This window comes from Pseudomonas sp. MWU347 (genome assembly GCF_017947305.1).
GTDB lineage: Bacteria > Pseudomonadota > Gammaproteobacteria > Pseudomonadales > Pseudomonadaceae > Aquipseudomonas > Aquipseudomonas putida_A.
On sequence record NZ_JAFGZB010000006.1, the window covers coordinates 341,392 to 367,857 of the forward strand.

General features: G+C 63.2%; 14 protein-coding genes and 2 pseudogenes. 7 read left to right on the top strand and 9 right to left on the bottom strand.

The genetic code is table 11. The annotated features are described in order from the left end of the window. Positions 1-124 precede the first annotated feature (124 nt). Entirely contained in the window at positions 125-679 is a 555-nt protein-coding gene (locus tag KCG87_RS15730) for an RNA polymerase factor sigma-70 (RefSeq protein WP_134786992.1), read from the bottom strand. Between the two features lie 369 nt (positions 680-1,048). Between KCG87_RS15730 and KCG87_RS15735 the strand changes: the two genes are divergently transcribed. Beyond that, complete coding sequence (locus KCG87_RS15735) at positions 1,049-14,047, top strand: non-ribosomal peptide synthetase (RefSeq protein WP_210558391.1); 12,999 nt, start codon at positions 1,049-1,051, stop codon at positions 14,045-14,047. Positions 14,048-14,245: 198 nt separating this feature from the next. Further along, positions 14,246-15,061, top strand: coding sequence for an alpha/beta fold hydrolase (locus KCG87_RS15740; RefSeq protein WP_134786990.1), 816 nt, complete (start codon positions 14,246-14,248; stop codon positions 15,059-15,061). 113 nt (positions 15,062-15,174) lie between these two features. On the opposite strand, the gene dsbG is transcribed toward KCG87_RS15740, so the two are convergent. From dsbG to dsbD, 3 genes are read right to left on the bottom strand one after another with little or no spacing between them, the layout of a single operon-like run. Further along, complete coding sequence (dsbG, locus tag KCG87_RS15745; protein WP_027613399.1) at positions 15,175-15,945, bottom strand: thiol:disulfide interchange protein DsbG; 771 nt, start codon at positions 15,943-15,945, stop codon at positions 15,175-15,177. Then, positions 15,921-16,790, bottom strand: a complete 870-nt coding sequence (locus KCG87_RS15750; RefSeq protein ID WP_027613398.1) for a TlpA disulfide reductase family protein — start codon at positions 16,788-16,790, stop codon at positions 15,921-15,923. The genes dsbG and KCG87_RS15750 overlap by 25 nt, the downstream gene beginning before the upstream one ends. Continuing rightward, positions 16,791-18,524: a protein-disulfide reductase DsbD gene (gene dsbD, locus KCG87_RS15755; protein WP_210558393.1), complete on the bottom strand. Its 1,734-nt coding sequence runs from the start codon at positions 18,522-18,524 to the stop codon at positions 16,791-16,793. Positions 18,525-18,677: 153 nt separating this feature from the next. Here dsbD and KCG87_RS15760 point away from each other — a divergent pair, with 153 nt between their 5' ends. The 5 genes from KCG87_RS15760 (at position 18,678) to KCG87_RS15780 (ending at position 23,253) form a co-directional block, all read left to right on the top strand. Then, positions 18,678-19,358, top strand: a complete 681-nt coding sequence (locus tag KCG87_RS15760; RefSeq protein ID WP_007969056.1) for a response regulator — start codon at positions 18,678-18,680, stop codon at positions 19,356-19,358. Then, positions 19,358-20,680 (top strand): ATP-binding protein, encoded by a 1,323-nt coding sequence (locus KCG87_RS15765; protein WP_049827920.1) that lies wholly within the window; start codon positions 19,358-19,360, stop codon positions 20,678-20,680. Before KCG87_RS15760 ends, KCG87_RS15765 begins: the two co-directional genes overlap by 1 nt. 217 nt (positions 20,681-20,897) lie before the next feature. Further along, positions 20,898-21,383: a GNAT family N-acetyltransferase gene (locus tag KCG87_RS15770; protein ID WP_134786987.1), complete on the top strand. Its 486-nt coding sequence runs from the start codon at positions 20,898-20,900 to the stop codon at positions 21,381-21,383. Positions 21,384-21,526: 143 nt separating this feature from the next. Continuing rightward, positions 21,527-22,945: an aspartate aminotransferase family protein gene (locus tag KCG87_RS15775; RefSeq protein ID WP_210558395.1), complete on the top strand. Its 1,419-nt coding sequence runs from the start codon at positions 21,527-21,529 to the stop codon at positions 22,943-22,945. Positions 22,946-23,028: 83 nt separating this feature from the next. Continuing rightward, positions 23,029-23,253 carry an MbtH family protein gene (locus tag KCG87_RS15780; RefSeq protein WP_003226665.1) on the top strand — a complete coding sequence of 75 codons (225 nt, stop codon included), beginning with the start codon at positions 23,029-23,031 and terminating at the stop codon, positions 23,251-23,253. Between the two features lie 186 nt (positions 23,254-23,439). Here KCG87_RS15780 and KCG87_RS15785 read toward each other — a convergent pair whose 3' ends face one another. The 5 genes and pseudogenes from KCG87_RS15785 to KCG87_RS27620 all read right to left on the bottom strand — a co-directional run. After that, on the bottom strand, positions 23,440-24,345 hold the full coding sequence (locus KCG87_RS15785; protein WP_210558397.1) for a zinc ABC transporter substrate-binding protein: 906 nt from the start codon (positions 24,343-24,345) through the stop codon (positions 23,440-23,442). Further along, positions 24,346-25,245 (bottom strand): metal ABC transporter permease, encoded by a 900-nt coding sequence (locus tag KCG87_RS15790; protein ID WP_003226663.1) that lies wholly within the window; start codon positions 25,243-25,245, stop codon positions 24,346-24,348. Next, the gene (locus tag KCG87_RS15795; RefSeq protein ID WP_246881763.1) at positions 25,245-26,093 is read right to left on the bottom strand and encodes a metal ABC transporter ATP-binding protein; all 849 of its coding nucleotides are present in this window, start codon (positions 26,091-26,093) and stop codon (positions 25,245-25,247) included. The genes KCG87_RS15790 and KCG87_RS15795 overlap by 1 nt, the downstream gene beginning before the upstream one ends. A 51-nt stretch (positions 26,094-26,144) precedes the next feature. Then, positions 26,145-26,276: pseudogene (locus KCG87_RS27480) on the bottom strand (metal ABC transporter ATP-binding protein); the annotation flags it as partial. A gap of 51 nt (positions 26,277-26,327) precedes the next feature. Next, positions 26,328-26,459 (bottom strand): annotated as a pseudogene (locus KCG87_RS27620) (metal ABC transporter ATP-binding protein); the annotation flags it as partial. Positions 26,460-26,466: the final 7 nt, after the last annotated feature.

Here is a 26,466-nt window from a genome sequence, read left to right on the forward strand (position 1 = left end):
CCTGGGATCTATTGCGGTTTCAAGTCTGCCTTCGCGAGCAAGCCCGCTCCCACATCGACCTGTGTACGCCGGTCAAATGTGGGAGCGGGCTTGCTCGCGAATGGCTTGACGCCGAATTCAGGGCTTAGCGACGACCCATCGAAGCCGCACCCCCACGACTGCCCGACACCTTGCGGCAGTGCACCAGCGCATCGCGAATCATGAAATTGACCAGGGTTGGCGAGACGCCGAGTTCCTTGGCGATGTCCTTTTGCGGCACGCCGTGCAGACGGTACATCTCGAAGGCGTAGCGGGTGCGGCTGGGCAGTTCGGTCAGCGCGTCGGCGATGTGTTCCAGCGTCGAGAAATTGATGTGCGAGGTTTCCGGCGAAGCGCCCTGAATGACCACATTCAACCCTTCCTCTTCCGGGCCTGAGTACTTCTGTTCCAGCGCCTGTTTGCGGTAGTGATCGATGGCGAGGTTGCGCACGATCTGGAACAGATAACTCAATTGCGCCTTGATCGACGACGTGATCGGCGGGGCCGACTGCAAGCGGAAGAACGCATCCTGCACCACGTCTTCGGCGCGCGAACGGCAGCCGGTAATGCGCGCTGCGATCTTCACCAGAATCAGTCGATTGTCGACGAAGGCCTGAAGTAGCGGTGAATCGCACCTGCTTGTGGATACTTGTTCCGTCATGGAAATCACCTTGCTGCCAATAGGTTAGTGGGACGCCGGGGGACGAGGCCGTCCTACACATCGAGCGACAAATTATGTTGAATGATAATGATTGTCAATTGAGAAAGAGAACTAATGCTCCTTAAAGGTGCGAATCGAGAACTGCGACACACCGCCACACCCCAGCCCCCGTTGGCGATCCAGCCTGCCGACTAATTATTTCAAGACGTCATCCGTTCTCATTGGTGAATGGTTCCGGGTACCGAGCCCCGGCCAGACAGCATTCCGATGCCTTGCGCGGTCGGCACAGACCGCGCCCTGCACGCCCTCGACCGGCGTGACGCAGCAACTCGATTCCACTTAGCAAGCCGAATTCAGGCAGGAAACCTCATGACCGACGCGTTCGAACTCCCCAGCACTCTGGTCCAAGCCCTCCAGCGCCGTGCGGCACAGACGCCGGATCGCCTGGCCCTGCGCTTTCTCGCCGAAACCGAGGAGCAGGGCGTGGTGCTCAGTTACCGCGAACTGGATCAACGCGCGCGGACCATTGCTGCCGCGTTGCAGGCCCAGGCTGAATTCGGTGATCGCGCGGTGCTGCTGTTTCCCAGCGGCGCGGATTACGTCGCGGCGTTTTTCGGTTGTCTGTACGCCGGGGTGATCGCGGTGCCGGCCTATCCGCCGGAATCCGCACGTCGGCATCACCAGGAACGCCTGCTGTCTATCATTGCCGACGCCGAACCGCGTCTGCTGCTGACCAGCGCCGACCTGCGCGATGCCTTGCAGCAAATCGATGGCGCGCCGCCGTTGCTGTGCGTCGATACCCTCGACAACGCCCTGGCCGAGCGCTGGGTCGAACCGACTTTGCCGCAAGACCACATCGCCTTCCTGCAATACACCTCCGGCTCCACCGCGCTGCCCAAAGGCGTGCAGGTCAGCCACGGTAATCTGGTGGCCAACGAGCTGCTGATTCGCCACGGTTTCGGCATCGACGTGAACCCCGACGATGTGATCGTCAGCTGGCTGCCGCTGTACCACGACATGGGTCTGATCGGCGGATTACTCCAGCCGATTTTCAGCGGCGTACCGTGCATCCTGATGTCACCCGCGTACTTCCTTGGTCGCCCGTTGCGCTGGCTTGAAGCGATCAGCCAATACGGCGGCACCATCAGCGGCGGGCCGGATTTCGCCTATCGTTTGTGCAGCGAGCGGGTCAGCGAATCGGCGCTGGAGCGCCTCGACCTGAGCCGCTGGCGCGTGGCCTATTCCGGCTCCGAACCGATCCGTCTCGATACCCTTGAGCGCTTCGCCGAGAAGTTCACCCCGTGCGGCTTCAGCGAAGACAGCTTCATGGCCTCCTATGGTCTGGCCGAGGCGACCCTGTTCGTCGCCGGCACACCACGGGGCACCGGCATTCCTGCGCTGCGCGTCGATGATCAGGCACTGGCGCAAAATCGCGCTGAACCGGGCGACGGCAGCCCGATCATGAGTTGCGGCATCAGCCAGCCTGAGCATGCGGTGCTGATCGTCGAGCCGAGCAGTCTGCAAGAACTCAATGACAATGCGGTCGGCGAAGTCTGGGCCGCCGGCCCGAGCATCGCTCACGGCTACTGGCGCAACCCCGAGGCCAGCGCCAAAACCTTCGTTCAGCACGCCGGCCGCACCTGGCTGCGTACGGGCGACCTGGGCTTCATCCGCGACGGTGAACTGTTCATCACCGGGCGCCTGAAAGACATGCTGATCGTGCGCGGTCACAACCTCTATCCGCAGGACATCGAGAAGACCGTCGAGAACGAAGTGGAGGTGGTGCGCAAAGGTCGCGTCGCGGCATTCGCGGTCACTCAAGGCGGTGAAGAAGGCATTGGCATCGCCGCAGAAATCAGCCGCAGCGTGCAGAAAATCCTGCCGCCCGAAGCGCTGATCAAAGCTATTCGCCAAGCGGTGGCCGAGGCCTATCAAGAGGCGCCGAACGTGGTGGTGCTGCTCAACCCGGGCGCGCTGCCGAAGACGTCCAGCGGCAAGCTGCAACGCTCGGCGTGCCGCAATCGTCTGGCCGATGGCAGCCTCGACAGCTACGCGGTGTTCCCCTCCGCCGAGCTGCAAAGTACCGAGTCGACCCTGGCAGCTTCCGAGCTGGAAGCGCTGATTGGCAAGATCTGGGCCGAGCAACTCAACCTCAAACAGGTCAACGCCGACGATCATTTCTTCCTGCTCGGCGGCAACTCGATTGCGGCAACTCAGGTGATCGCCAAGGTGCGCGAAGAACTGGGCCTGGAGCTGAACCTGCGCCTGTTGTTCGAAGCACCGACCCTGTCGGCATTCGCCGCTGCCGTGGCGCAGCAGCAACAGGATGGCGGTAACGCCCAAGACGCAATCAACGCCTTGTCGCGCAGCGAAGCACTGCCGCAATCGCTGGCGCAAAACCGACTTTGGATCACCTGGCAACTCGACCCGCACAGCAGCGCCTACAACATCCCCGGCGCCCTGCGTCTGCGTGGCGAACTGGACGAAGATGCGCTGCGCGCCAGCTTCCAGCAACTGATCGAACGCCACGAATCGCTGCGCACGCGCTTCTTCGAGCGCGACGGCGTAGCGCTGCAACAAGTCGACGCCGCACCTGAATTCAACCTGCAACTGATCGACATCAGCGACCTGCCGGCGCACGAACGTGAAGCCCGCGCGCAACAGATCCGCGAGGACGAGGCGCGCACCCAGTTCGATCTGGAAAAAGGCCCACTGCTGTGGGTGACACTCGTACGCCTCGACGATGAAGATCATCAGCTTATGGTGACCCTGCACCACATCATCGCCGACGGCTGGTCGCTGAACGTGCTGATCGACGAATTCTCGCGCCTGTACGCTGCGGCATCCCAAGGCCAGCGCGCCGAACTCGCGCCGCTGCCCACCCAATACGCCGACTACGGCAGTTGGCAGCGCCAATGGCTGGCGCAAGGCGAGGGCGAGCGGCAACTGGCGTACTGGAAAGCCCGACTGGGCGACGAACATCCGGTGCTGGAACTGGCCACCGATCATCCGCGTTCGGCCAAACAATTGCACAGCGCTGCGCGCCACAGTGTGCGCCTCGGCGTCAGCCTCAGCGACGCGATCAAGCAGACTGCGCAGGCGCATCAATCGACGCCGTTCATGCTGTTGCTCTCGGCGTTCCAGAGCCTGCTGCACCGCTACAGCGGTCAGCGCGATATCCGCATCGGCATCCCCAACGCCAACCGTCCGCGCTTGGAAACCCAGGGCTTGATCGGCTTCTTCATCAACACCCAGGTGCTGCGTGCCGAGGTTGATTCGCGGCTGTCGTTTGTCGAGTTGCTGGCGCAGACCCGCGAGGCTGCACTGGGTGCTCAGGCCCATCAGGATCTGCCGTTCGAACAACTGCTCGAAGCGTTCCCGCAGGCCCGTGAACAGGGTCTGTTCCAGGTCATGTTCAACCACCAGCAACGCGACTTGAGTGCGCTCAAACGCCTGCCGGGCCTGCTCGCCGAAGAGTTGCCGTGGCACAGCCGCGAGGCCAAGTTCGACCTGCAACTGCACAGTGAAGAGGATCGCAACGGACGCCTGACCTTGTCCTTCGACTACGCCGATGAACTGTTTGACGCGGCGACCATCGAGCGTCTGGCCGAACACTTCAGCAATCTGCTGCGCGCCGTCTGCGAACAACCGCAACAGGCGATCGGCGACCTGCCATTGCTGACTCCGTGCGAGCAGGAACAGCAACAAGCGTGGAGCGTCGCCCCGTGCACCCCGGCGCAACACTGGCTACCGGAATTGCTCAACGAACAGGCGCGCCAGACTCCGGAACGCACCGCGCTGGTGTGGGACGGCGGCAGTCTCGATTTTGCCGAATTGCACGCCCAGGCCAACCGCCTCGCGCACTATCTGCGCGATAAAGGCGTCGGCCCGGATGTGTGCGTGGCAATTGCAGCCGAGCGTTCGCCACAACTGTTGATCGGCCTGCTGGCGATCATCAAGGCCGGTGGCGCTTATGTGCCGCTGGACCCGGATTACCCGGCCGACCGTCTGGCCTACATGCTCAGCGACAGCGGTGTCGAGCTGCTGCTGACTCAGACTGCATTGCTCGACCGTCTGCCAGCCAGTGACGGCGTCAGCGTGATCGCCATGGACGCGTTGCACCTGGAAAACTGGCCCAGTCAGGCACCGGGTCTGCACCTGCACGGCGACAATCTCGCCTACGTGATTTACACCTCCGGCTCCACTGGTCAACCGAAAGGCGTCGGTAACACCCACGCCGCATTGGCCGAACGGCTGCAGTGGATGCAGAACAGCTATCGCCTGAACGACAGCGACGTGTTGATGCAAAAGGCGCCGATCAGTTTCGACGTGTCGGTGTGGGAGTGCTTCTGGCCGCTGATCACTGGCGCGCGTCTGTTGATCGCCGGCCCCGGTGAACACCGCGATCCGCATCGCATCGCGCAGTTGGTTCAGCAGTACGGCGTGACTACGCTGCACTTCGTGCCGCCGCTGCTCGCGCTGTTCATCGATGAGCCGCTGAGCGCCGAATGCACCAGCCTGCGCCGGTTATTCTCCGGCGGTGAAGCGCTGCCGGCGGAACTGCGCAACCGCGTGCTGGCGCAGCTGCCGGCGGTGCAACTGCACAACCGTTACGGCCCGACCGAAACCGCGATCAACGTCACCCACTGGCACTGCACCACGGCCGACGGCGAGCGTTCGCCGATTGGCCGGCCGCTGGGCAATGTGATCTGCCGCGTGCTCGACGCCGATCTCAATCCCGTGCCGGCCGGTGTGCCGGGTGAACTGTGCATCAGCGGCATCGGTCTGGCCCGGGGTTACCTCGGTCGCCCGGCGCTGACGGCCGAGCGCTTTGTAGTCGACCCGTTGGGCGAGCAGGGCGCACGTTTGTACCGCACCGGCGACCGTGCACGTTGGACCTCGGACGGCGTGATCGAATACCTCGGGCGTCTCGATCAGCAGGTCAAACTGCGTGGCTTCCGCGTTGAACCGGAAGAAATCGAGGCGCGGCTGCTGGCCCAGGACGGCGTCGCTCAAGCCGTGGTGCTGGTGCGCGACACCGCAGCCGGCGCGCAACTCATCGGCTACTTCACCGCTGTCGATGCCAGCGAAGATCAGCACGTGCAGATCGCCCGCCTGAAAACCGCGCTGGCCGGCGAACTGCCGGAATACATGGTCCCGGCGCAACTGATGCGCCTGGACGCAATGCCCCTGAGCCCGAGCGGCAAGCTCGACCGTCGCGCCTTGCCCGAGCCGCAGTGGCAAGTGCGTGAGCATATCGAACCGGTCACCGAGCTGGAACAACAGATCGCCGCGATCTGGCGCGAAGTGCTGGGTCTGCCACGGATCGGTCTGCGCGACGACTTCTTCGCCCTCGGCGGGCACTCGTTGCTGGCCACACAAATCATCTCGCGTAGCCGTCAGGCCTGTGACGTCGAGTTGCCGTTGCGCGCCTTGTTCGAGCACAGCGAACTCGGCGATTTCGCCGAGCAGATCCGCCTGATCCAGGCCAGCGGCCAGACCAACCAACAGCCGCCGATTGCCAAAGTCGATCGCCGCCAAGCCGTACCGCTGTCCTATTCGCAGCAACGCATGTGGTTCCTCTGGCAGATGGAACCGGACAGCCCGGCGTACAACGTCGGTGGCATGGCGCGCCTGCGCGGCGTGTTGCACGTCGAGCATTTCGAGGCAGCCTTGCAGGCGTTGATCCTGCGCCACGAAACCTTGCGTACCACGTTCCCGAGCGTCGATGGCGTGGCCCGTCAGCAGGTGCATGCCGAGACCGGCGTGCGCATGGGCTGGAAGGATTTCTCGAAACTACCGGCTGACCAGCGTGAGCAGCAGGTCCAGCAACTGGCCGATGACGAGGCGCATCTGCCGTTCGATCTGGAAAGCGGTCCGCTGCTGCGCGCCTGTCTGGTGAAGACCGCCGAGCACGAACACTACTTCGTGCTGACCCTGCACCACATCGTCACCGAAGGCTGGGCGATGGATATTTTTGCCCGCGAGCTCAGCGCGCTGTACGAAGCGTTCGTCGATGAGCGCGATTCGCCGCTTGAAGCGTTGCCGGTGCAGTACCTCGATTACAGCGTCTGGCAGCGGCAGTGGCTGGAGTCCGGTGAGCGTCAGCGCCAGCTCGACTACTGGACCGCGCAACTCGGTCGCGAACATCCGTTGCTGGAACTGCCCGGCGACCGTCCGCGGCCACCGGTGCAAAGTCATCAGGGCGAACTGTTCCGTTTCGATCTGAGCGACGATCTCGCCGCCCGCGTCCGTGCGTTCAATGCGCAAAACGGTCTGACCCTGTTCATGACCATGACCGCCGCGCTCGCCACCTTGCTCTACCGCTACAGCGGCCAGACCGACCTGCGCATCGGCGCGCCGGTGGCCAACCGGATTCGTCCGGAAAGCGAAGGGCTGATCGGTGCATTCCTCAATACTCAGGTACTGCGTTGCCAGCTCGACGGGCAGATGTCGGTCGGCGAGTTGTTCGAGCAAGTGCGTCACACGGTGATTGAGGGCCAGTCGCATCAGGACCTGCCGTTCGATCATCTGGTCGAAGCGCTGCAACCACCCCGCAGCGCGGCGTACAACCCGCTGTTCCAGGTGATGTGCAACGTGCAGCGCTGGGAATTCCAGCAGAGCCGCATGCTCGCCGGGATGACCGTCGAGTACCTGGCCAACGATGCGCGGGCGACCAAGTTCGATCTCAACCTGGAAGTCACCGACCTCGACCATCGCCTCGGTTGCTGCCTGACCTACAGCACCGATCTGTTCGACGAACCGACCATTGCACGCATGGCCCAGCATTGGCGCAACCTGCTGGAAGCGCTGATCGCCGACCCGCAACAGCGTTTGAGCCAGTTGCCGCTGCTCGACCCGACTGAACAACAGCAGCTGCTCGAAAGCCTCGGTGTTGAACCGGGCGAACGTCGTCTCGATCAGTGCATCCATCATCTGTTCGCCGAGCAGGCGCTGGCGCGCAAAGATGCCCCGGCCCTGACCTTCGCCGGGCAGACCCTGAGCTACGCCGAACTCGACGCTCGCGCCAATCGCCTGGCCTGGGCCCTGCGCGAGCGTGGGGTCGGCCCGCAGGTGCGGGTCGGTCTGGCGCTGGAGCGCTCGCTGGAAATGGTCGTCGGCCTGCTGGCGATTCTCAAGGCCGGTGGCGCCTATGTGCCGCTGGACCCGGAATACCCGCTCGATCGCCTGCACTACATGATCGAAGACAGCCGCATCGGTCTGCTGCTCAGCGACCGCGCGATGTTCAAAGCGCTTGGCGCTCTGCCGTCGAACGTGGCGCGCTGGTGCCTGGAAGACGACTGCGCGGCGCTGGCGGATTACCCGGCCACTGAGCTGCCCTTTATCAGCCTGCCGCAGCATCAGGCGTACCTGATCTACACCTCGGGTTCGACCGGCAAGCCGAAAGGCGTGGTGGTGTCCCACGGTGAAATCGCCATGCATTGCCAGGCCGTGATCGAACGTTTCGGCATGCGTCCGGACGACTGCGAACTGCACTTCTATTCGATCAACTTCGACGCCGCCACCGAGCGTCTGCTGGTGCCGTTGCTCAGCGGCGCGCACGTGGTGCTGCGAGCGCAAGGGCAGTGGGATGCGGAAGAAATCTGCGGGTTGATCCGCACCCATCGGATCAATGTGCTCGGCTTCACCCCGAGCTACGGCAGCCAGCTGGCGCAGTTCCTCGCCACGCAGAATGAAACTCTGCCGGTGCGGATGATCATCACCGGCGGCGAAGCGCTGACTGGCGAGCACCTGCAACGGATTCGCGCCGCGTTCAAACCAAGCCTGTTCTTCAACGCCTATGGCCCGACTGAAACCGTGGTCATGCCACTGGCCAGTCTCGCCCCGGAAGTGCTGGAAGAGGGCGCCGGCAGCGTGCCGATCGGCAGCGTGATCGGTGACCGCGTGGCGTACATTCTCGACGCCGATCTGGCTTTGGTGCCGCAAGGCGCGACCGGTGAGTTGTTCGTCGGCGGCGCCGGTCTGGCGCAGGGGTATCACGACCGTCCGGGCATCAGCGCCGAGCGTTTCGTGGCAGACCCGTTTGCCGCCGATGGCGGGCGCATGTACCGCACCGGCGATCTGGTGCGCCAGCGCGCCGATGGTCTGGTGGAATACCTGGGCCGGATCGACCATCAGGTGAAAATCCGCGGTTTCCGTATCGAGCTGGGTGAGATCGAAACCCGTCTGCTCGATCACGCTTCGATCCGCGAAGCGGTGGTGCTGGCGCTGGATGCGCCGAGCGGCAAGCAACTGGTGGGCTACCTGGTCAGCGAAGTTGCCGAGCAAGGCGAAGCGCAACAGGCCGAACTGCGCGAAGCACTGAGGTCGCACCTCAAGGCACAACTGCCGGATTACATGGTGCCGACGCACCTGATCCTGCTGGCGAGCATGCCGCTGACCGCCAATGGCAAACTCGACCGCCGCGCCTTGCCGGCGCCGGATCCCGAGTTGAACCGTCGGGACTATGTCGCCCCGAGCAACGAACTCGAACAGACCCTGGCGCAGATCTGGTGCGAGGTGCTCAACGTCGAGCAGGTCGGTCTCAACGACAACTTCTTCGAACTCGGCGGCGACTCGATCCTGTCGATTCAAGTGGTCAGCCGTGCGCGGCAGCAGGGCATTCATTTCAGTCCACGGGATCTGTTCCAGCATCAGACGGTGCAGACCCTGGCCGCTGTCGCCAGCCGCAGCGAGCAAGTCACTGCCGAGCAGGGACTGGTGGTCGGTGAGTCGGCCATGACGCCGATCCAGCACTGGTTCTTCGATACTGATATTCCTGAGCGTCAGCACTGGAACCAGGCGCTGCTGCTGGAGCCGAGCGTGGTGCTGGAACCGCATCGTCTGGAGCAGGCGCTGCTGGCAGTGATCGAACAGCACGACGCCCTGCGTCTGCGCTTCACTCAGGCCAACGATCAATGGCAGGCAACGCATCAACCGGTGTCCGACGCCGAGGTGTTGTGGCAGGTGCGGGTGGCGGCGATGGACCAGTGCGCAGCACTGTTCGCCGATGCCCAGCGCAGTCTCGATTTGCAAAACGGCCCGCTGCTGCGCGCCTTGCTGGTCGATGGTCCCGAAGGGCAGCAACGCCTGTTTATTGCGATCCATCACCTGGTGGTCGACGGCGTGTCGTGGCGCGTCTTGCTCGACGATCTGCAAACCGTGTACCGCCAGCTCGAAGCCGAACAGTCGGTAAAACTGCCGGCGAAAACCAGTGCCTTCAAGGACTGGGCGGCACGTTTGCAGGCCTACGCCGGCAGCGAATCACTGCGTGAAGAACTGAACTGGTGGCAAACCCAACTGGCCGGATCGAACGCCGATCTGCCGTGCGAAAACCCGCAGGGCGGACAACAGAATCGTCACGCGCAAACCGTCAGCGTGCGCCTCGATGCCGAGCGTACCCAACAACTGCTGCAACAGGCACCGCGGGCCTACCGCACGCAGGTCAACGATCTGCTGCTGACCGCGCTGGCCCGCGTGCTGTGCCGCTGGAGCGGGCAGCCGTCGGCGTTGATTCAACTGGAGGGCCACGGCCGCGAAACGCTGTTCGACGAGATCGACCTGACCCGCACCGTCGGCTGGTTCACCAGCGCCTATCCATTACGCCTGACCCCGCACAACATCGAAGAGGCCGCCGGGCAGGGCGCTTCGATCAAGGCGATCAAGGAGCAACTGCGCGCGGTACCGCACAAAGGCCTCGGTTATGGCGTGTTGCGTTATCTGGCCGATGACCTCAGTCAGCGCAGCATGGCGGCGTTGCCGAATGCTCCGGTGACCTTCAACTACCTCGGCCAGTTCGATCAGAGTTTCGCCAGCGATGCGCTGTTCCGTCCGCTGGACGAGCCGGTCGGTGCGGCCCACGATCCGCAGGCGCCGTTGCCCAACGAGTTGAGCATCGACAGTCAGGTGTACGGCGGCGAACTGCTGCTGCGCTGGACTTTCAGTGCCGAGCGCTACGAGGCGCAAACCATCAACGATCTGGCCGACGCCTACCTCGGTGAGCTGCAAAGCCTGATCGAACATTGCCTGCAAGACGAAGCCGGCGGCCTGACGCCGTCGGACTTCCCATTGGCGAAACTGACCCAGGCGCAACTCGATGCACTGCCGGTGCCGGCGGCGCATATCGAAGACGTCTACCCGCTGACGCCGATGCAGGAAGGCATGTTGCTGCACACCTTGCTCGAACCGGGCACCGGTCTGTACTACATGCAGGATCGCTACCGCATCAACAGCGAGCTCGATCCCGAGCGTTTCGCCCAGGCCTGGCAAGCGGTGGTCGCCCGTCATGAAGCGCTGCGTGCATCGTTCTGCTGGAACGTCGGCGAGGACATGCTGCAAGTGATCCACACCCCGGGTCGTACGCCGATCGAGTACCTGGACTGGAGCGCCATCGCCGAGGACGAGCAAGAACCGAAGCTGCAAGCGCTGCTGAAAAGCGAGCGTGAGGCCGGGTTCGATCTGCTCAATCAGGCACCGTTCCACCTGCGCCTGATCAAGGTCGGCACGGCGCGTTACTGGTTCATGATGAGTAACCACCACATCCTCATCGATGCCTGGTGCCGTTCGCTGCTGATGAACGATTTCTTCGAGATTTACACCGCCCTCGGTGAAGGTCGCGAAGCACAGTTGTCGCTGCCGCCACGTTACCGCGACTACATCGGCTGGCTGCAACGCCAGAGCCTGGCCGAGGCACGTCAGTGGTGGCAGCAGAACCTGCAAGGTTTCGAACGCACCACGCCGATCCCGAGCGACCGACCGTTCCTACGCGAACACGCCGGCGAAAGCGGCGGCATGATCGTCGGTGACCGCTACACCCGTCTCAACGTTGAAGATGGCGTCCGGCTGCGCGAGCTGGCCCAGGCTCATCAACTGACCATCAACACCTTCGCTCAAGCGGCATGGGCCTTGGTGCTGCGCCGCCTGAGCGGTGATCGCGACGTGCTGTTCGGCGTAACCGTGGCCGGGCGCCCGGTGGAAATGCCGGAAATGCAGCGCACCGTCGGCCTGTTCATCAACAGCATCGCGCTGCGGGTGAAAATGCCTGAGGACGATCAGCGCAGCAGCGTGCGGCAGTGGTTGAGCGGGCTGCTCGACAGCAACATGCAACTGCGCGAGTACGAATACCTGCCGCTGGTGAACATCCAGGAACAGAGCGAATTGCCGAAAGGCCAGCCGCTGTTTGACAGTCTGTTCGTGTTCGAGAACGCGCCGGTGGAAGTCTCGGTGCTGGACCGTGCGCAGAGCCTCAACGCGACTTCTGACTCCGGTCGAACCCACACCAACTTCCCGCTGACGGCGGTGTGCTACCCGGGCGATGACCTCGGCCTGCATCTGTCGTATGACCAGCGTTACTTCGACGAGTCGACCATCGAGCGCATGCTCGGTGAGTTCAAGCGCCTGCTGCTGGCACTGGTCGATGGTTTCCACGGTGATATGGCTGATCTGCCGCTGCTGGGGGCCGAGGAGCAGGACTTTCTGCTGCACGGCTGCAACCAGAGCGCGCACGATTATCCGCTGGAGCACAGCTACGTGGCACTGTTAGAAGCGCAGGTCGCGGCGCATCCGCAGCGCATCGCCGCCACTTGCCTCGATCAGCAACTGAGCTATGCCGAGCTCAACCTCAACGCCAACCGCCTCGGCCATGCACTGGTCGCCGCCGGGGTGCAGTTGGATCAACCGGTAGCGTTGCTGGCCGAACGTAATCTGGATCTTTTGGGGATGATCATCGGCAGCTTCAAGGCCGGTGCCGGTTACCTGCCGCTGGATCCGGGCCTGCCGAGCCAGCGTCTGCAACGCATCATCGAACTGAGCCGCACGCCAGTGCTGGTGTGCAGCGAAGCCTGCCGCCAACAGGCGCAGACTTTGCTCGATGAGTTCAGCTGCGCCAACCGTCCACGGCTGTTGGTCTGGGAAGAAGTGCAGGCGCTGGCGACATCGCTGCAGAACCCGGGAATCTACAGTGGCCCGGACAACCTGGCCTACGTGATCTACACCTCGGGTTCGACCGGGTTGCCGAAAGGCGTGATGGTCGAGCAGCGCGGCATGCTCAACAACCAGTTGAGCAAGGTGCCGTACCTGCAACTGACGGACGCCGATGTGATCGCGCAGACCGCTTCGCAAAGCTTCGATATTTCGGTCTGGCAGTTCCTCGCCGCGCCGCTGTTCGGGGCGCGGGTGGACATCGTGCCAAATACCATCGCCCACGATCCGCAAGGCTTGCTGGTGCATGTGCAAGCGCAGGGCATCACCGTGCTCGAGAGTGTGCCGTCGTTGATTCAGGGCATGCTCGCCTCCGAGCGCCTGAGCCTCGACGGTCTGCGCTGGATGCTGCCGACCGGTGAAGCCATGCCGCCGGAACTCGCGCACCAATGGCTGCTGCGTTATCCGCAGATCGGTCTGGTCAATGCTTATGGCCCGGCGGAATGCTCCGATGACGTGGCGTTCTTCCGTGTGGACATGGCTTCGACTCACGGCAGCTATTTGCCGATCGGTACGCCGACCGACAACAACTTGCTGTATCTGGTCGATGGCGCGCTGGAACTGGTGCCGCTGGGCGCGGTGGGTGAGTTGTGCGTGGCCGGGACCGGTGTCGGTCGCGGTTACGTCAGCGATCCGCTGCGCACCGCGCCGGTATTTGTGCCGAACCCGTTCGGCGCGCCGGGCGAGCGTCTGTATCGCACCGGTGACCTCGCGCGGCGGCGCAGTGACGGGGTGCTGGAGTACGTTGGCCGGGTCGACCATCAGGTGAAGATTCGCGGTTACCGGATCGAACTGGGTGAAATCGAAGCGCGTCTGCACGAACAGCCGGAAGTCCGCGATGCGGCGGTCGGCGTGCAGGAAGGCGTGAATGGCAAGCACTTGGTCGGTTATCTGGTCGCGGCGGATTCGGCGCTCAACCCGAGCGAACGTCTGGAGCGGATCAAGCAACGCCTGCGTAGCGAACTGCCGGAATACATGGTGCCGCTGCACTGGTTGTGGCTCGATCAGCTGCCGCACAACGCCAACGGTAAACTCGACCGCAAGGCCTTGCCGGCCCTGGAAATCGGTCAGTTGCAGAGCGAGGATTACCTGGCCCCGCGCAACGAACTGGAGCAGACCCTGGCCGACATCTGGGCCGAGGTGCTCAAGGTCGACAAGGTCGGGGTGCGCGACAACTTCTTCGAGCTGGGCGGACATTCATTGCTGGCCACGCAGATCGCCTCGCGGGTGCAGAAAACCCTGCAACGCGATGTGCCGCTGCGGGCGATGTTCGAGTGCAGCACGGTGCAGGAACTGGCCGAGTACATCGAAGGCCTGGCGGCCAGTGACATGACCGAGGACAAGGTGGATCGCTTGAATGATCTGATGGCGGAGCTGGAGGGGCTTTGATTCTCTAGTGCCTGCACTGGCCCTTTCGCGAGCAAGCTCGCTCCCACATTTAGTACTGTGTACGCAGAACCAATGTGGGAGCGAGCTTGCTCGCGAAGGCGTCAGTAGCATCAACACACACCGCATCATTTCCCAGGTTGACGATCGACAACCGGCAGCTCAGTCTGCCGGTTCTCTTTTTTGTCTCGGGGGTGGTCGATGCCTTTCTTCACGGTTGACGGACAAGCGCTGCACTACATTGATCAAGGCACCGGCCCGGCCGTGTTGCTGGCGGGCAGTTATCTGTGGGACACGGCGATGTGGGCGCCGCAGATCGCTGCACTGTCGCCGCACTACCGGGTGATTGCGCTGGACCTTTGGGGCCATGGCGAATCCGGGCGCTTGCCGCCAGGCACCACCTCGCTGGATGACATCGCAAGACAGGTCGCGGCCTTGCTCGATCATCTGCAGATCGAGCAGATAACGCTGGCGGGGCTGTCAGTCGGCGGCATGTGGGGCGTGCGTCTGGCGTTGTCGGCACCGCAGCGGATCAACGGTCTGGTACTGCTCGACACCTACGTCGGCGTCGAGCCTGAGCCAACCCGTCAGTACTATTTCTCGCTGTTCAAGCAGATCGAGGAAAGCGGCGAGATTGCGCCTCAGTTGCTCGACATCGTGGTGCCGATCTTCTTCCGCCCGGGCATCGATCCGCAGTCGGCGCTGTATCAGGACTTCCGCGCCAAACTGGCGGCCTACACCGCGGATCGCCTGCGCGAAAGCATCGTGCCGATGGGGCGTATCACCTTCAGTCGTGATGATCTGTTGCCGCGCCTGGGCGAACTGAATGCCGCGACCACCCTGGTGCTGTGCGGCGATCAGGACAAACCGCGACCGCCGTCGGAGGCACAGGAAATGGCTGAATTGATCGGCTGCCCGTGGGTGCTGGTGCCGGAGGCGGGGCATATCTCCAGTCTGGAGAATCCGCAGTTTGTGAGCGAGGTGTTGTTTACTTTTTTGGCTGAGCGCAACCGCTAAACCGTGTCATCGTTCTTTTCGCGAGCAAGCCCGCTCCCACAGTGACCGCGGTGATCCCTGTGGGAGCGGGCTTGCTCGCGAAGAGGCCCGATCAGGCAATAAAGAAGCCGGACTCACTTTGGCCCGAGAATTTTCGCCAGTTTCTCCGGCGAAGGCGCGCCTTGCTGCTGTTGCAGCTCGCCCTTGTCATCCATGTAGAAAATCGCCGGTGTCGCCTGCAGTTCCAGGTCTTCCATCAACTGCATGTTGGCGGCCAGTTTGGTCTGCACCGCTTTTGGAATGTCTTTCAATGGTTTGAGGGTGCTGGCCTTGCCGGCCTTTTCGTGATCTTCCAGGGCCTTGGCCGGATCTTTCGCCGCCAGCAGCGCGGCGGATTTCGCCGGGCTGTCTTCGCGGATGATCCCGACCATGATGTGCCGCAGCTGCACCTTGCCGGCCTTGACCCATGGTCGCGCCTGTTCCCAGAACATGTTGCAGTACGGACAGTTGGGATCGCTGAACAGGTACACGGTGCGCGGCGCGTCCTTGTTGCCGTCCTGAATCCAGTTGCTGGCTTCGAACTTGCCCCAGATTTCCTTGGCCATCGGCGCATAGACCAGTTTCTGCAACGGCTCGCTGCTCAGATCCTTGCCGTCGGCGTCGTACAGATTGCCGAGCAGCACGTGTTTCCCGTCCGGCGTCAGGTACAACGCCATGCCACGGTTCTGGTACTGCGCCGCATAACCACGCAAGCCGTCCGGGGCGTCGAACTGGCCAACGATTTTTGCGCCCTTGGCTTCGATCTGCTTGATCGCGGCGGGCAATTCTTCGGCGGCCTGCACCGACGGCAGGTGCAGCAGGGCAGTGCCCAGAGTCAGCGTCAGCAGGTGGCGGAGGCGGGGCATGGCAGTTTCCTTGCAGAGGTGGCCGGTGCGGCGGTTGGATTCGGGATGTCGAAATTTTCCAGGGCGCGGGCCAGGCTGGCGTTCGACAGTTCGCCCAGATGACTGCTCAGCAAGCGACCGTCAGGGCTATAGAACAGCGTAGTCGGCAACGCCATGGAGCCCACGGCCTGACCCAGTCGACCGCTGCGGTCGAACAGCACGTTGTTCAGGCTCAGGCCCTGGGTTTCCAGGAAGGTGGCAACGCTTTGCATGCTTTCGGCCTGATTGACGAACAGAAAGGTCAGGTCCGGGCGTTGTTGTTGAGCGTTTTCCAGCACCGGCATCTCGCGCCGGCACGGTGGGCACCAGGTTGCCCAGAGGTTGATCACCAATGGTCCGCCCTGATAGTCGCTGAGCTGGATGGTCTCGCCTGCGGCGTTGCGCAGGGTGATTTCCGGCAGGCGCGTGCCTTGTTCGTAGATGTTCAGTGACAGGGTCGCCAACAACCAGAACAGCACGCCGCTGGCCACGCCAAACCCCAATGGCCGACGCAGGCCCGGGCGACGCCAGCCGCGATAGAGAGCGGTGAGCAGCAGCACGATCACCCCCGGCCAGGCGAGGAATCCACCATCGCGCAGGTCGATGATCTGCCACGGATCGTTGCGATAGTGGCCCCAGTACAGGGCGACAAACGCCACGCGTGCCGCGAGCATGCCCAGCAGAAACAGGCTGAACAGCGCCGACTCGGGGTTATCGCCGCCACGCTTGGCCACCCGCCAGCCGACAAAGGTCGCCAGCGCCAGGGCACTGATCAGCAGCAGGTGGTTAAGCGCGATGGCAAAGGTGCCGAGGGTGAACGTCAGCATTTAATTGGCGTCTCGGGTGGTGGTCCAGCGTTGCAGGAACGTCTCGGCATCCACCTCACCGGTGATGCGCTGGCTACGTCGTTCTTCGCCGTCGGTGCCGATCCAGACAAAACTCGGTGGCCCCGGGACTTTGTAGCGGCCGAGCAGCTCGCGGCTGGCGGCATTGTCGGCAGTGACGTCGAGGCGCAGCAGGCGCACATCGCTCAACGCCTGCATGACCTTGTCCTTGCCGAACACCTGTTTCTCCATGACTTTGCACGACACACACCAGTCGGCGTAGTAATCGAGCAGCACCCACTGGCCTTGAGCCTTGGCGCTATCCAGTTCGCGCAGCAGGGCGGCCGGATCCTTTATCGTGGTGAACGCGTCATGCCCGCTCGGCGTGGTGCTGGCGACCCTGCCGGCGCTGTACACCTGCAGCGGTTGATAAGGGTCGTCACTGCCACCGGCAGCGCCGATCAGCAACAGGCTGCCCCACAGACCGAGCAGCAACGAACTGGCGCCGAACACCTGGGCAACCCGGCCGAAGCCGTCCGATTGCTTCCAGGCACAGAACGCGGCGATCAGCAGCAGCGCGCCACACAGCCCCAGCCACAGCGACGAGTCCAGCACCGGGCGCAGCATCAGCAGCGCGGTCGCGAGGAACAGGAAACCGAAGATGCCCTTGAGCAGGTTCATCCACGCGCCAGGCTTTGGCAGGAAGCGATTGCCGACGGTCACCAACAGCAACAGCGGCACCCCGATACCGATGCCCAACGCAAACAGAATCAATCCACCGTGCAGCGCATTGCCGCTCTGCGCGATGTACAGCAAAGCGCCGGCCAGTGGTGCGGTCATGCACGGGCCGACCAGCAGACCGGACAATGCGCCGAGCACCCCGGCACCGATCAGGCTGCCGCCATTGCGACTGCGCGAAGCGTGTTCGAGGCGGTCACGCAGGGCCACCGGCAATTGCAATTCGAAGAAGCCAAACATCGGTAGCGCCAGCACCACGAACACTGCTGCAAATGCACCGAGCAGCCATGGATTTTGCAGCCAGGCCTGCAGGTTGGCGCCGAGCAGCGCAGCGATCACCCCCATCGCCGCATACACCAGCGCCATGCAGATCACATAGCTGCTGGCCAGGGCAAAACCACGGCGCGGGGTGGCGCCGCTGCCGACAATCATGCCCGCCAGAATCGGTAGCATCGGCAACGAGCACGGAGTGAACGCCAGCAACAGGCCGAGGCCGAAAAACACCAGCAGGCTCCAGCCCAGCGCCCGTTGTTGCAGGCTGCTGGCCAGGGCCTGATCCGGTGCTTCGGCACTGGCCGTTGGCGTCGCTTTGCCGCCCAGATCGATGACCCGGGTCTGCGGCGGATAACACAGGCCGGCATCGGCGCAGCCCTGATAACTGACCTTGATCTGACCGCTGGCCGAGGCCGGAATTTTTACCTCCAAGCCCTGGCGATACACCGGTTGTTCACCGAAGAACTCGTCACTGTGCGACTCGCCCTCGGGCAGCGCAGGCTGCTGCTCGGCCGTCAAACCGTCGAATTTCAGGCGTTTCTGGTACAGGTAATAGCCGTCGGTGATTTGCCAGAACAGCTGGGTTTCCCCGGACTCAAGGCGTTCGGAGGTGAGCACGAAGGCTTTGTCGACCGGCAGAAACTCCGGTTTGGTCTCGAATGGGTTGTTTCCTGCCTGGGCCAGGCCGGAGATCAGCAGTGCAAACAAAAGAAAAAAATGACGCATGGAGGAGCCTTGTCCCTGTGCAAGTGTGGGCACAATGGTGGATGGCGATTAACCGATGATTAACCGTCACGCCCTTGTCGCTATGGCGTTGGGCGCCATAATGTCAGCTTAATCGGCCAACGGCCTAATCGGCTTTTTTCTACGGGACGGATCATGCACGTACTGGTTTGCGAAGACGATGAACTGATCGCCAGCGGTATCGTTGCCGGTCTCACGGCGCAGGGCCTGACGGTCGAGCACGTCAACACCGCCTCGAAAGCACGGGCGATGCTCAAAGTTGCCGAATTCGACGTGATGGTGCTCGATCTCGGCCTGCCCGACGAAGATGGCCTCAAGTTGCTGCAACAACTGCGTCAGCAGGGCCTGGAAATTCCGGTGCTGATCCTGACCGCACGCGACTCGGTGACCGACCGGGTCGATGGCTTGCAGGCCGGGGCTGACGATTACCTGCTCAAACCCTTCGATCTGCGGGAATTGTTCGCCCGTCTGCAAACCCTGCTGCGCCGGGTCGCCGGGCGTAGCGTCAACCTGATCGAGCACGGCGCGCTGACCTACGATCCAAGCAGCCGCGAAACCACGTTGGCCGGGCAACCGGTGGACTTGTCGCGCCGCGAGCAATCGCTGTTGCAGGCGCTGCTGCACAACCGTGGCCGAGTACTGTCCACCGAGCAGTTGAAGGACAGCGTCTACGGCTTCAATGACGAGCTGGAGAGCAACGCGCTGAACGTGCATATCCATCACCTGCGCAGCAAACTCGGCAAGGGCATCGTCGAAACCGTGCGCGGTCTGGGCTATCGCCTTGGGCCGGCCGATGGTGGAGAGCAGCAGAAGTGATGAGTCTGCGTCTGCGCCTGAGTCTGACCCTCGGCGCCGCGTTCGCCCTGATCTGGGCACTGGCTGCGGCCTGGATGCTCAGCGACTTGCGCAATCAAATGATGTTTTCCCTCGACCAGCGGCTGGTAGCCTCGGCGCGCATGGTCGCCGGGCTGCTGGAGCAACTGCCGGCGCTGCCGAGCAAGGGCGAGGGCACCCATTTCAGTGCCGAACAATTGAACATTCCCGGCGGCATGGCCTGTCAGGTCAGTTCGTTGCGCGGGGAAATTCTGGCCCGTAGTCACAGCAGTCCCGAGCAAACCCTGGAAGCGGAAAAAATGGGCTTCCACGATCAGATGATCGATGGCGCGCCGTGGCGCAGTTTCACTCTCGCGCGGGGGGATGTGCGGATCACCACGGCCGATCGGCAGATCGAACGCGAAGCGCTGAACATGTCGATCCTGCTGGCGGCCTCGGTGCCGGTGGGCGTGGCGTTGCTCGGTTGCCTGTGCCTGTTGTGGCTGGGCATCGGCCAGGGGCTGGCGCCGCTCAATCGGCTGCGCGAAGCACTGATGCGACGTAATGCCGACTCGCTTGAGCCGCTGCAATTGCAATCGTTTCCCAGCGAACTGAAACCGTTGCTCGATACGCAGAACCAGCTGTTCCAGCGCATCGGCAAGACCATCGAGCGCGAACGCCGCCTGACCGGTGATGCCGCCCACGAACTGCGCAGCCCGCTGACGGCGATCAAGACCCACCTGCAAGTGGCACGCATGACCGAAGGCAGTGCCCGCGATCAGTCGCTGGCAAGGGCCGAAGAGGGCGCCGACCGCATGCACCGCACCCTTGAGCAACTGCTGTTGCTGGCGCGGGTCGAGGGCAGTCTGTCGTTCGATGACGGCGTGCAGTGCAGCGCCGAACAGGTGGCGAAACTGGCGATGCAGGATGCGGCTGGTGGCGAGCGTCAGCGCATCAAGCTGCAATTGCCCAAGCAGCTCTCCAGTGCGCCGGTGCAAATGCCGGCGGTGCTGTCGATTGCCGCGTTGCGCAATCTGCTCGACAACGCCCTGCGCCATACCCCGGCGGATGCTGAGGTGGAGCTGAGCCTGGAAACGGTCGGCCAGCGCGCCCGTTTTGTGGTGCGCGACCACGGCCCGGGGATTGCGGCGCAAGATCTGCAGCATCTGACCCAACGCTTCTGGCGCAACGGCCAGAGCACCGGCTGCGGTCTCGGCCTGGCCATCGTGCAAGCCATCGTCCAGCGCTGCGCCTGCACCCTGCATTTCGACAGCCGGCCGGATGGCTTGCGCGTCGAGTTGACCATGCCGCTGCAACCTGTCTGAACCAGCAAAAATCCCCTGTGGGAGCGGGCTTGCTCGCGAAGGCGTCCGGTCAGTCGACAGGTTGCTGACTGGCACGCCGCCTTCGCGAGCAAGCCCGCTCCCACATTAGGGGATCCGTGGTGTGGCACATCAAATGTAACGTCTCTGCGTTGGTGATTCGCCAGCCTCGGCGCTAAGCTCGGGGCTGCTCTGACTCAATGGATTGAGGGAACGCGCCATGGAAGCATCGATCTGCATCTGCCCGGCGAAACCTGCCGACGCCGGCATCATCAGTCGCATCATCGAGCGATCGATTCGCGTCGGTTGTGCGCTCGAACACCGCAACGATCCGCAACTGGTCAGCCGCTGGATCGGCCGACAATCTGCCGACGTCATCAGCGCGCACCTTGCCGACGCGCATTGCTACCTGAATATCGCCTTGTTGCAGGACAAACCGGTGGGTGTCGGCATGGCCACGGCCAGCGGTGAGATAGGTTTTTGTCATGTGCAGCCGGAATGGTTTCGCCGTGGCGCAGGGCGCGCCCTGATGACCGACCTTGAAGGCTGGCTGCGGATTCGTGGTGTGCCGCAGGCGCGCATCGCCAGCACACGTAGCGGCGCGGCTTTTTATCGGCATCTGGGCTACTGCGATGCAGTGCCACGCGCCAGCGATCAGGGCTTGCACCGCGTTACGCTGCACAAGCTGTTGCCATTGTCCGACTGACATCTCGATCAAGGGTCTAAATCCTCGCCCCGCTTAAGCGTTTCCAGAACAGGAAAACCTGCATGTGCGCCCCGCGACCGGAACGCGCACCTGTGCGGTGTGCTGTTTTGGTCACTATCCATAGCGTATTGAGGGGTCGAGAGATGTCAGTCGCCACCAGCCTTATCGAAGAGTCGTCGGCCCGGATCAGCTCCGCGCCGGCGGAAACCCTGTATCAGTTCAACGAATCACCACTACTGGCCCGGCAGAGCCAGCAGGAATCCAATGCCCGCAGCTATCCGCGACGCATTCCGCTGGCACTCAAGCGCGCCAAGGGCCTGTACGTCGAAGATGTCGAAGGCCGGACCTTCATCGATTGCCTGGCCGGTGCCGGGACTCTGGCCTTGGGGCACAACCACCCGGTGGTAATCGAGGCGATCCAGCAAGTGCTGGCCGATGAGCTGCCGCTGCACACCCTCGACCTGACCACGCCAGTGAAGGATCAGTTCGTCCAGGACCTGTTCGGTTTGCTGCCGCCATTACTGGCGGCCGAAGCGAAAATCCAGTTCTGCGGCCCGACCGGTACCGATGCGGTGGAAGCCGCGTTGAAACTGGTGCGCACCGCCACCGGGCGCAGCACCGTGCTGTCGTTCTCCGGCGGTTATCACGGCATGAGCCAGGGCGCATTGAGCCTGATGGGCAGTCTGGGGCCGAAAAAGCCGCTGGGCGCCTTGCTCAGCAACGGCGTGCAATTCATGCCGTTCCCTTACGACTACCGTTGCCCGTTCGGTCTCGGCGGCGCGGCCGGGGTCAAAGCCAACCTGAGTTATCTGGAAAACCTGCTCAACGATCCTGAAGCCGGCGTGCAGTTGCCGGCAGCGGTGATCGTCGAAGCGGTGCAGGGCGAGGGCGGGGTGATCCCGGCCGACATCGAGTGGCTGCGCGGCTTGCGTCGAATCACCGAAAAGGCCGGTGTGGCGCTGATCGTCGACGAGATCCAAAGCGGTTTCGCGCGTACCGGCAAGATGTTTGCCTTCGAACACGCCGACATCGTCCCCGACGTGGTGGTGTTGTCCAAAGCCATCGGCGGCAGCCTGCCGCTGGCGGTGGTGGTCTATCGCGACTGGCTCGACACCTGGCAACCGGGTGCCCATGCGGGCACGTTCCGTGGCAATCAGATGGCGATGGCCGCCGGTTCCGCGGTGATGCGTTATCTGCTTGAACACAAGGTCTGCGAACACGCCGCCGCCATGGGCGAACGCCTGAGCGAACACCTGCGCATCCTGCAACGCGACTTCCCGCAACTGGGCGACATTCGTGGTCGTGGCTTGATGCTCGGCGTCGAACTGGTTGATCCGAACGGCGCGCCGGATGCGCTCGGTCACCCACCCGCGTTCGCACGTCTGGCACCGTTGGTGCAGCGCGAATGCCTCAAGCGTGGGCTGATTCTCGAACTGGGCGGCCGGCATGGTGCGGTGGTGCGCTTCCTGCCGCCGCTGGTGATCACCGCCGCCGAAATCGACCGCGTCGCCGAGATCTTCGGCCGGGCCCTGGCCGCCGCCACCGCCGCCGCCGCCGAGTAAATTTTTCGCAGCGCCGAACGTTCTATCTACATACCCGGCTGCACCCCTGGTGCAGCCCACCCTTACAACGATGGAGAACCAGCATGACGTCAGTATTCGACCGCGAGGACATCCTCTTTCAGGTCGTGGTCAACCACGAAGAGCAATACTCGATCTGGCCGGATTACAAAGCCGTGCCGGAGGGCTGGCGCACCGTGGGCAAGAGCGGCCTGAAGAAGGAATGCCTGGCCTACATTGAAGAAGTCTGGACCGACATGCGTCCGCTGAGCCTGCGACAGAAGATGGAAGGGCAGGCGGCCGCTCAATAATCTGCCAGGCAAAAACAAACCCGCTGGACTGGTGACAGGCAGCGGGTTTTTTCATTGCTCGCAATGGTGTTGTTCTGGCGGGCCTCTTCGCGAGCAAGCCCGCTCCCACATTGGATCTGCGCTGCACACAACCCCCCTGTGGGAGCGGGCTTGCTCGCGAAGAACGATAACGCGGTGTAACTGAAACTACGCCCCACTCAACTCCTTGAGCAGCAAATCGACATTGCCTTCCAGCTCCGCCACCGGATCTTCGGCATCGGTGCTCAACACCAGCAAATGACTCCCCGACTCGGCAATCGCCGCTTTCACCGCTTCCGACGGCTGACGATGATGCAGCACCATCGCCACGTCGTTGTCCTTCAGCGTCGCCGTGAGCTTCTTCAGATCTTCGGCTGTCCACTCGGCATCTGCTCGCGCGTCCTGGCCGATCAGCTCCAGATTCAGGCTGCCGATCAGGTAACCGAAGTGATCGCTGAGGCTCATCACGCTCAGGTTTTCAGCCTCGGCCAGGCGCGCTTCGCTGTCGGCGCTGAGCTTGAGCAGGCGCTGTTTCAGTGCCGCCAGATTAGCCTCGATCTTCGGCTTGGCGGACGGCGCCAGACGCACCAGATCCGCCGCGATCACGTCGGCCATCCGTCCCATGTTGTTGCTCGCCAGCCATGGCTGACTGTTCAAGCCATCGACCTTCAGCCCCGGTTGCACGGCGATCCCCGGCAGGGCGCCATCAACCGGGCGCGCCGCGTCGACTTCGACAATGCGAATGTTGCTGCGCCGCGCGATCGGGTACAGCGGATCATCGGCCCACAGCGAGCGCACGCCGATCACCGCGTCGGCATTGCTCGCCAGTTTGCCCAGCGCCGGAGCGCCGCGACCGGTGAAGTATGCGGTCTGACGGCTGCCCGGCAGATTCGCCGGGGCCGCGCGCTCCAGGCTGACGTCGGTGCCTTTGAGCAGCACTTCGCCGAGGCCGTAGGTGATGGGCAGCGAGGCCAGTACGCGCAATGGTTTGGTGTTTTCAGCCGCCAGCAACGGGCTGCCGACCACGCCGCACAGGGCCATGGCCAGGGTCAGTTTTCGCAGTGAGAATATCATTTATCCAAGGTTCCCTTTCAGACTCGGGACAACCCCGCGCGCGATGGCGGCGAGGGCGAAGGCGATGCCGGCGACCAGAATGATCGCGGCGCCGGACGGGATCGGCAGATCGAAGACGATCGGCGCGAGGATCCCGCACAGCGTGCTGACGGTAGCAATCAGCACCGAGCACCAGAAGAAGCCCTTGAGCGACTGGCTGAGCAAGCGCGCTGCCGCCGCCGGAATCACCAGCAATGCGCCGACCAGAATCGCGCCGATGACCTTCACCGCCGCGACGGTGATCAGCGTCACCAGAATCACGAACAGGTAATCCAGAGTCTTCACCGCGACGCCGCGCACCGCCGCCAGTTGCGGGTTGAAACTGGCGAGCATGATCCGGTTGTACAACGGCAGCGCCAGCGCCATGACCAGCGAACCGACGATGGCCAGCACCAGCAGATCGTTGCCGTTGACGGTGAGCACCGAACCGAACAGCACGTTCTCCAGAATGTGCACGTTGATCTTGCCGGCCAGAATCAACAGCAGGCTCGCGCCAAGCGCCAGCGACACCGAGAGAAACACGCCGATCAGGGTGTCGGGCGCCAGGCCGGTGCGGTTGCGCAGGTAGTTGAGCAGGATGCCGAACAACAGGCAGTAACCGAACAGGCTGCCGTACGGCCCGGTGTAGGGTTCGCCGAGCAGAATGCCGATGGCCACGCCGGTCAGCGCCGCGTGCCCGACCGCTTCGGAGAAAAACGCAAAGCGCTTGACCACCACCAGCGTGCCGAGGCCACCGAGCACCGGACCGATCAACAGGCCGGCGAGCAATGCGTTGACCACAAAGCCGTAGGCCAGCGCTTCCGGCAGGTAACCGGACGACGCCCAGCCCTGAACCATCAGACGAAAGGCTTCGTAACTCATCAGACCGCGCTCCGTGGATGGGTGGAAAACAGACTCAACAGGCGTTCCGGGGTCAGTGCCTGTTGCGGCGTAGCGTCGAACAGCACGCGGCGGTTGAGACCGGTGACCCGGTCGGCCAGACGCTTGACCGCTTCCAGATCGTGCTCGATCCACAGCACGGTGATGCCAGCGGCGCGCCAGTCGCCGAGCAGGCGTTCGAACACCTGGATCCCGGCTTCGTCGAGGGCCGACATCGGCTCATCCAGCACCAGCAATTGCGGAGCCGGGATCAAGCCTTGAGCGAGCAACACGCGCTGCCGTTCGCCACCGGACAACGCGCCCATGCGCCGCTTGCGTTTGTCCTGCATGCCGACCCGTTCCAGCGCCTCGCCGATGGCCTTGGCGTAGTGCTTGCTCAGGCCGAGAAACGCCGGGCGGCGCTGGCACATGGCGGCCATGAAATCGTCGACGGTGATTGGCAGGCCGCGATCGAACTCCAGCGCCTGCGGCACGTAGCCGATGGTGCCGGGTTGGCCGGGCCAGTGCAGGCTCAACTGGCCTTGATGCGGCATTTGCCCGAGCAAGGTCTTGATCAGCGAACTCTTGCCGCCGCCGTTGGGGCCGACCAGGGCGTGCACGTGGCCGGGTTGCACCTGTAAGGTCACGTTGTCGAGGATCGTGGTGCGCCCGAGGGTCAGAGAGACTCCCGCAAAATCCAGAGTCGGCCCACTTACCCCTTGTGGGAGCGGGCTTGCTCGCGAATGCGGTGGTTCATTCAATAATGATGCTGACTGACCGGACGCCTTCGCGAGCAAGCTCGCTCCCACAGGGGATGGCGGGGTGTCAGAGAGGGTTTCTTTTGCTGTCATGCCCCGGACTCCTGAATCGCCCGCACCACGGTGTCGAGGTTGCCGGTCATCTTGTGGGAGCGAGCCTGCTCGCGAATGCGGTGTGTCATTCGATAAAGATGTTGGCTGACCCGGCGCCTTCGCGAGCAGGCTCGCTCCCACAGGGGATGGCGGGGTGTCAGAGAGGGATTCTTTTGCTGTCATGCCCCGGACTCCTGAATCGCCCGCACCACGGTGCCGAGGTTGCCGGTCATCTTGTGGGAGCGAGCTTGCTGGCGAATGCGGTGGTTCATTCAATAATGATGCTGACTGACCGGACGCCTTCGCGAGCAAGCCCGCTCCCACAGGGGATGGCGGGGTGTCAGAGAGGGTTTCTTTTGCTGTAATGCCCCGG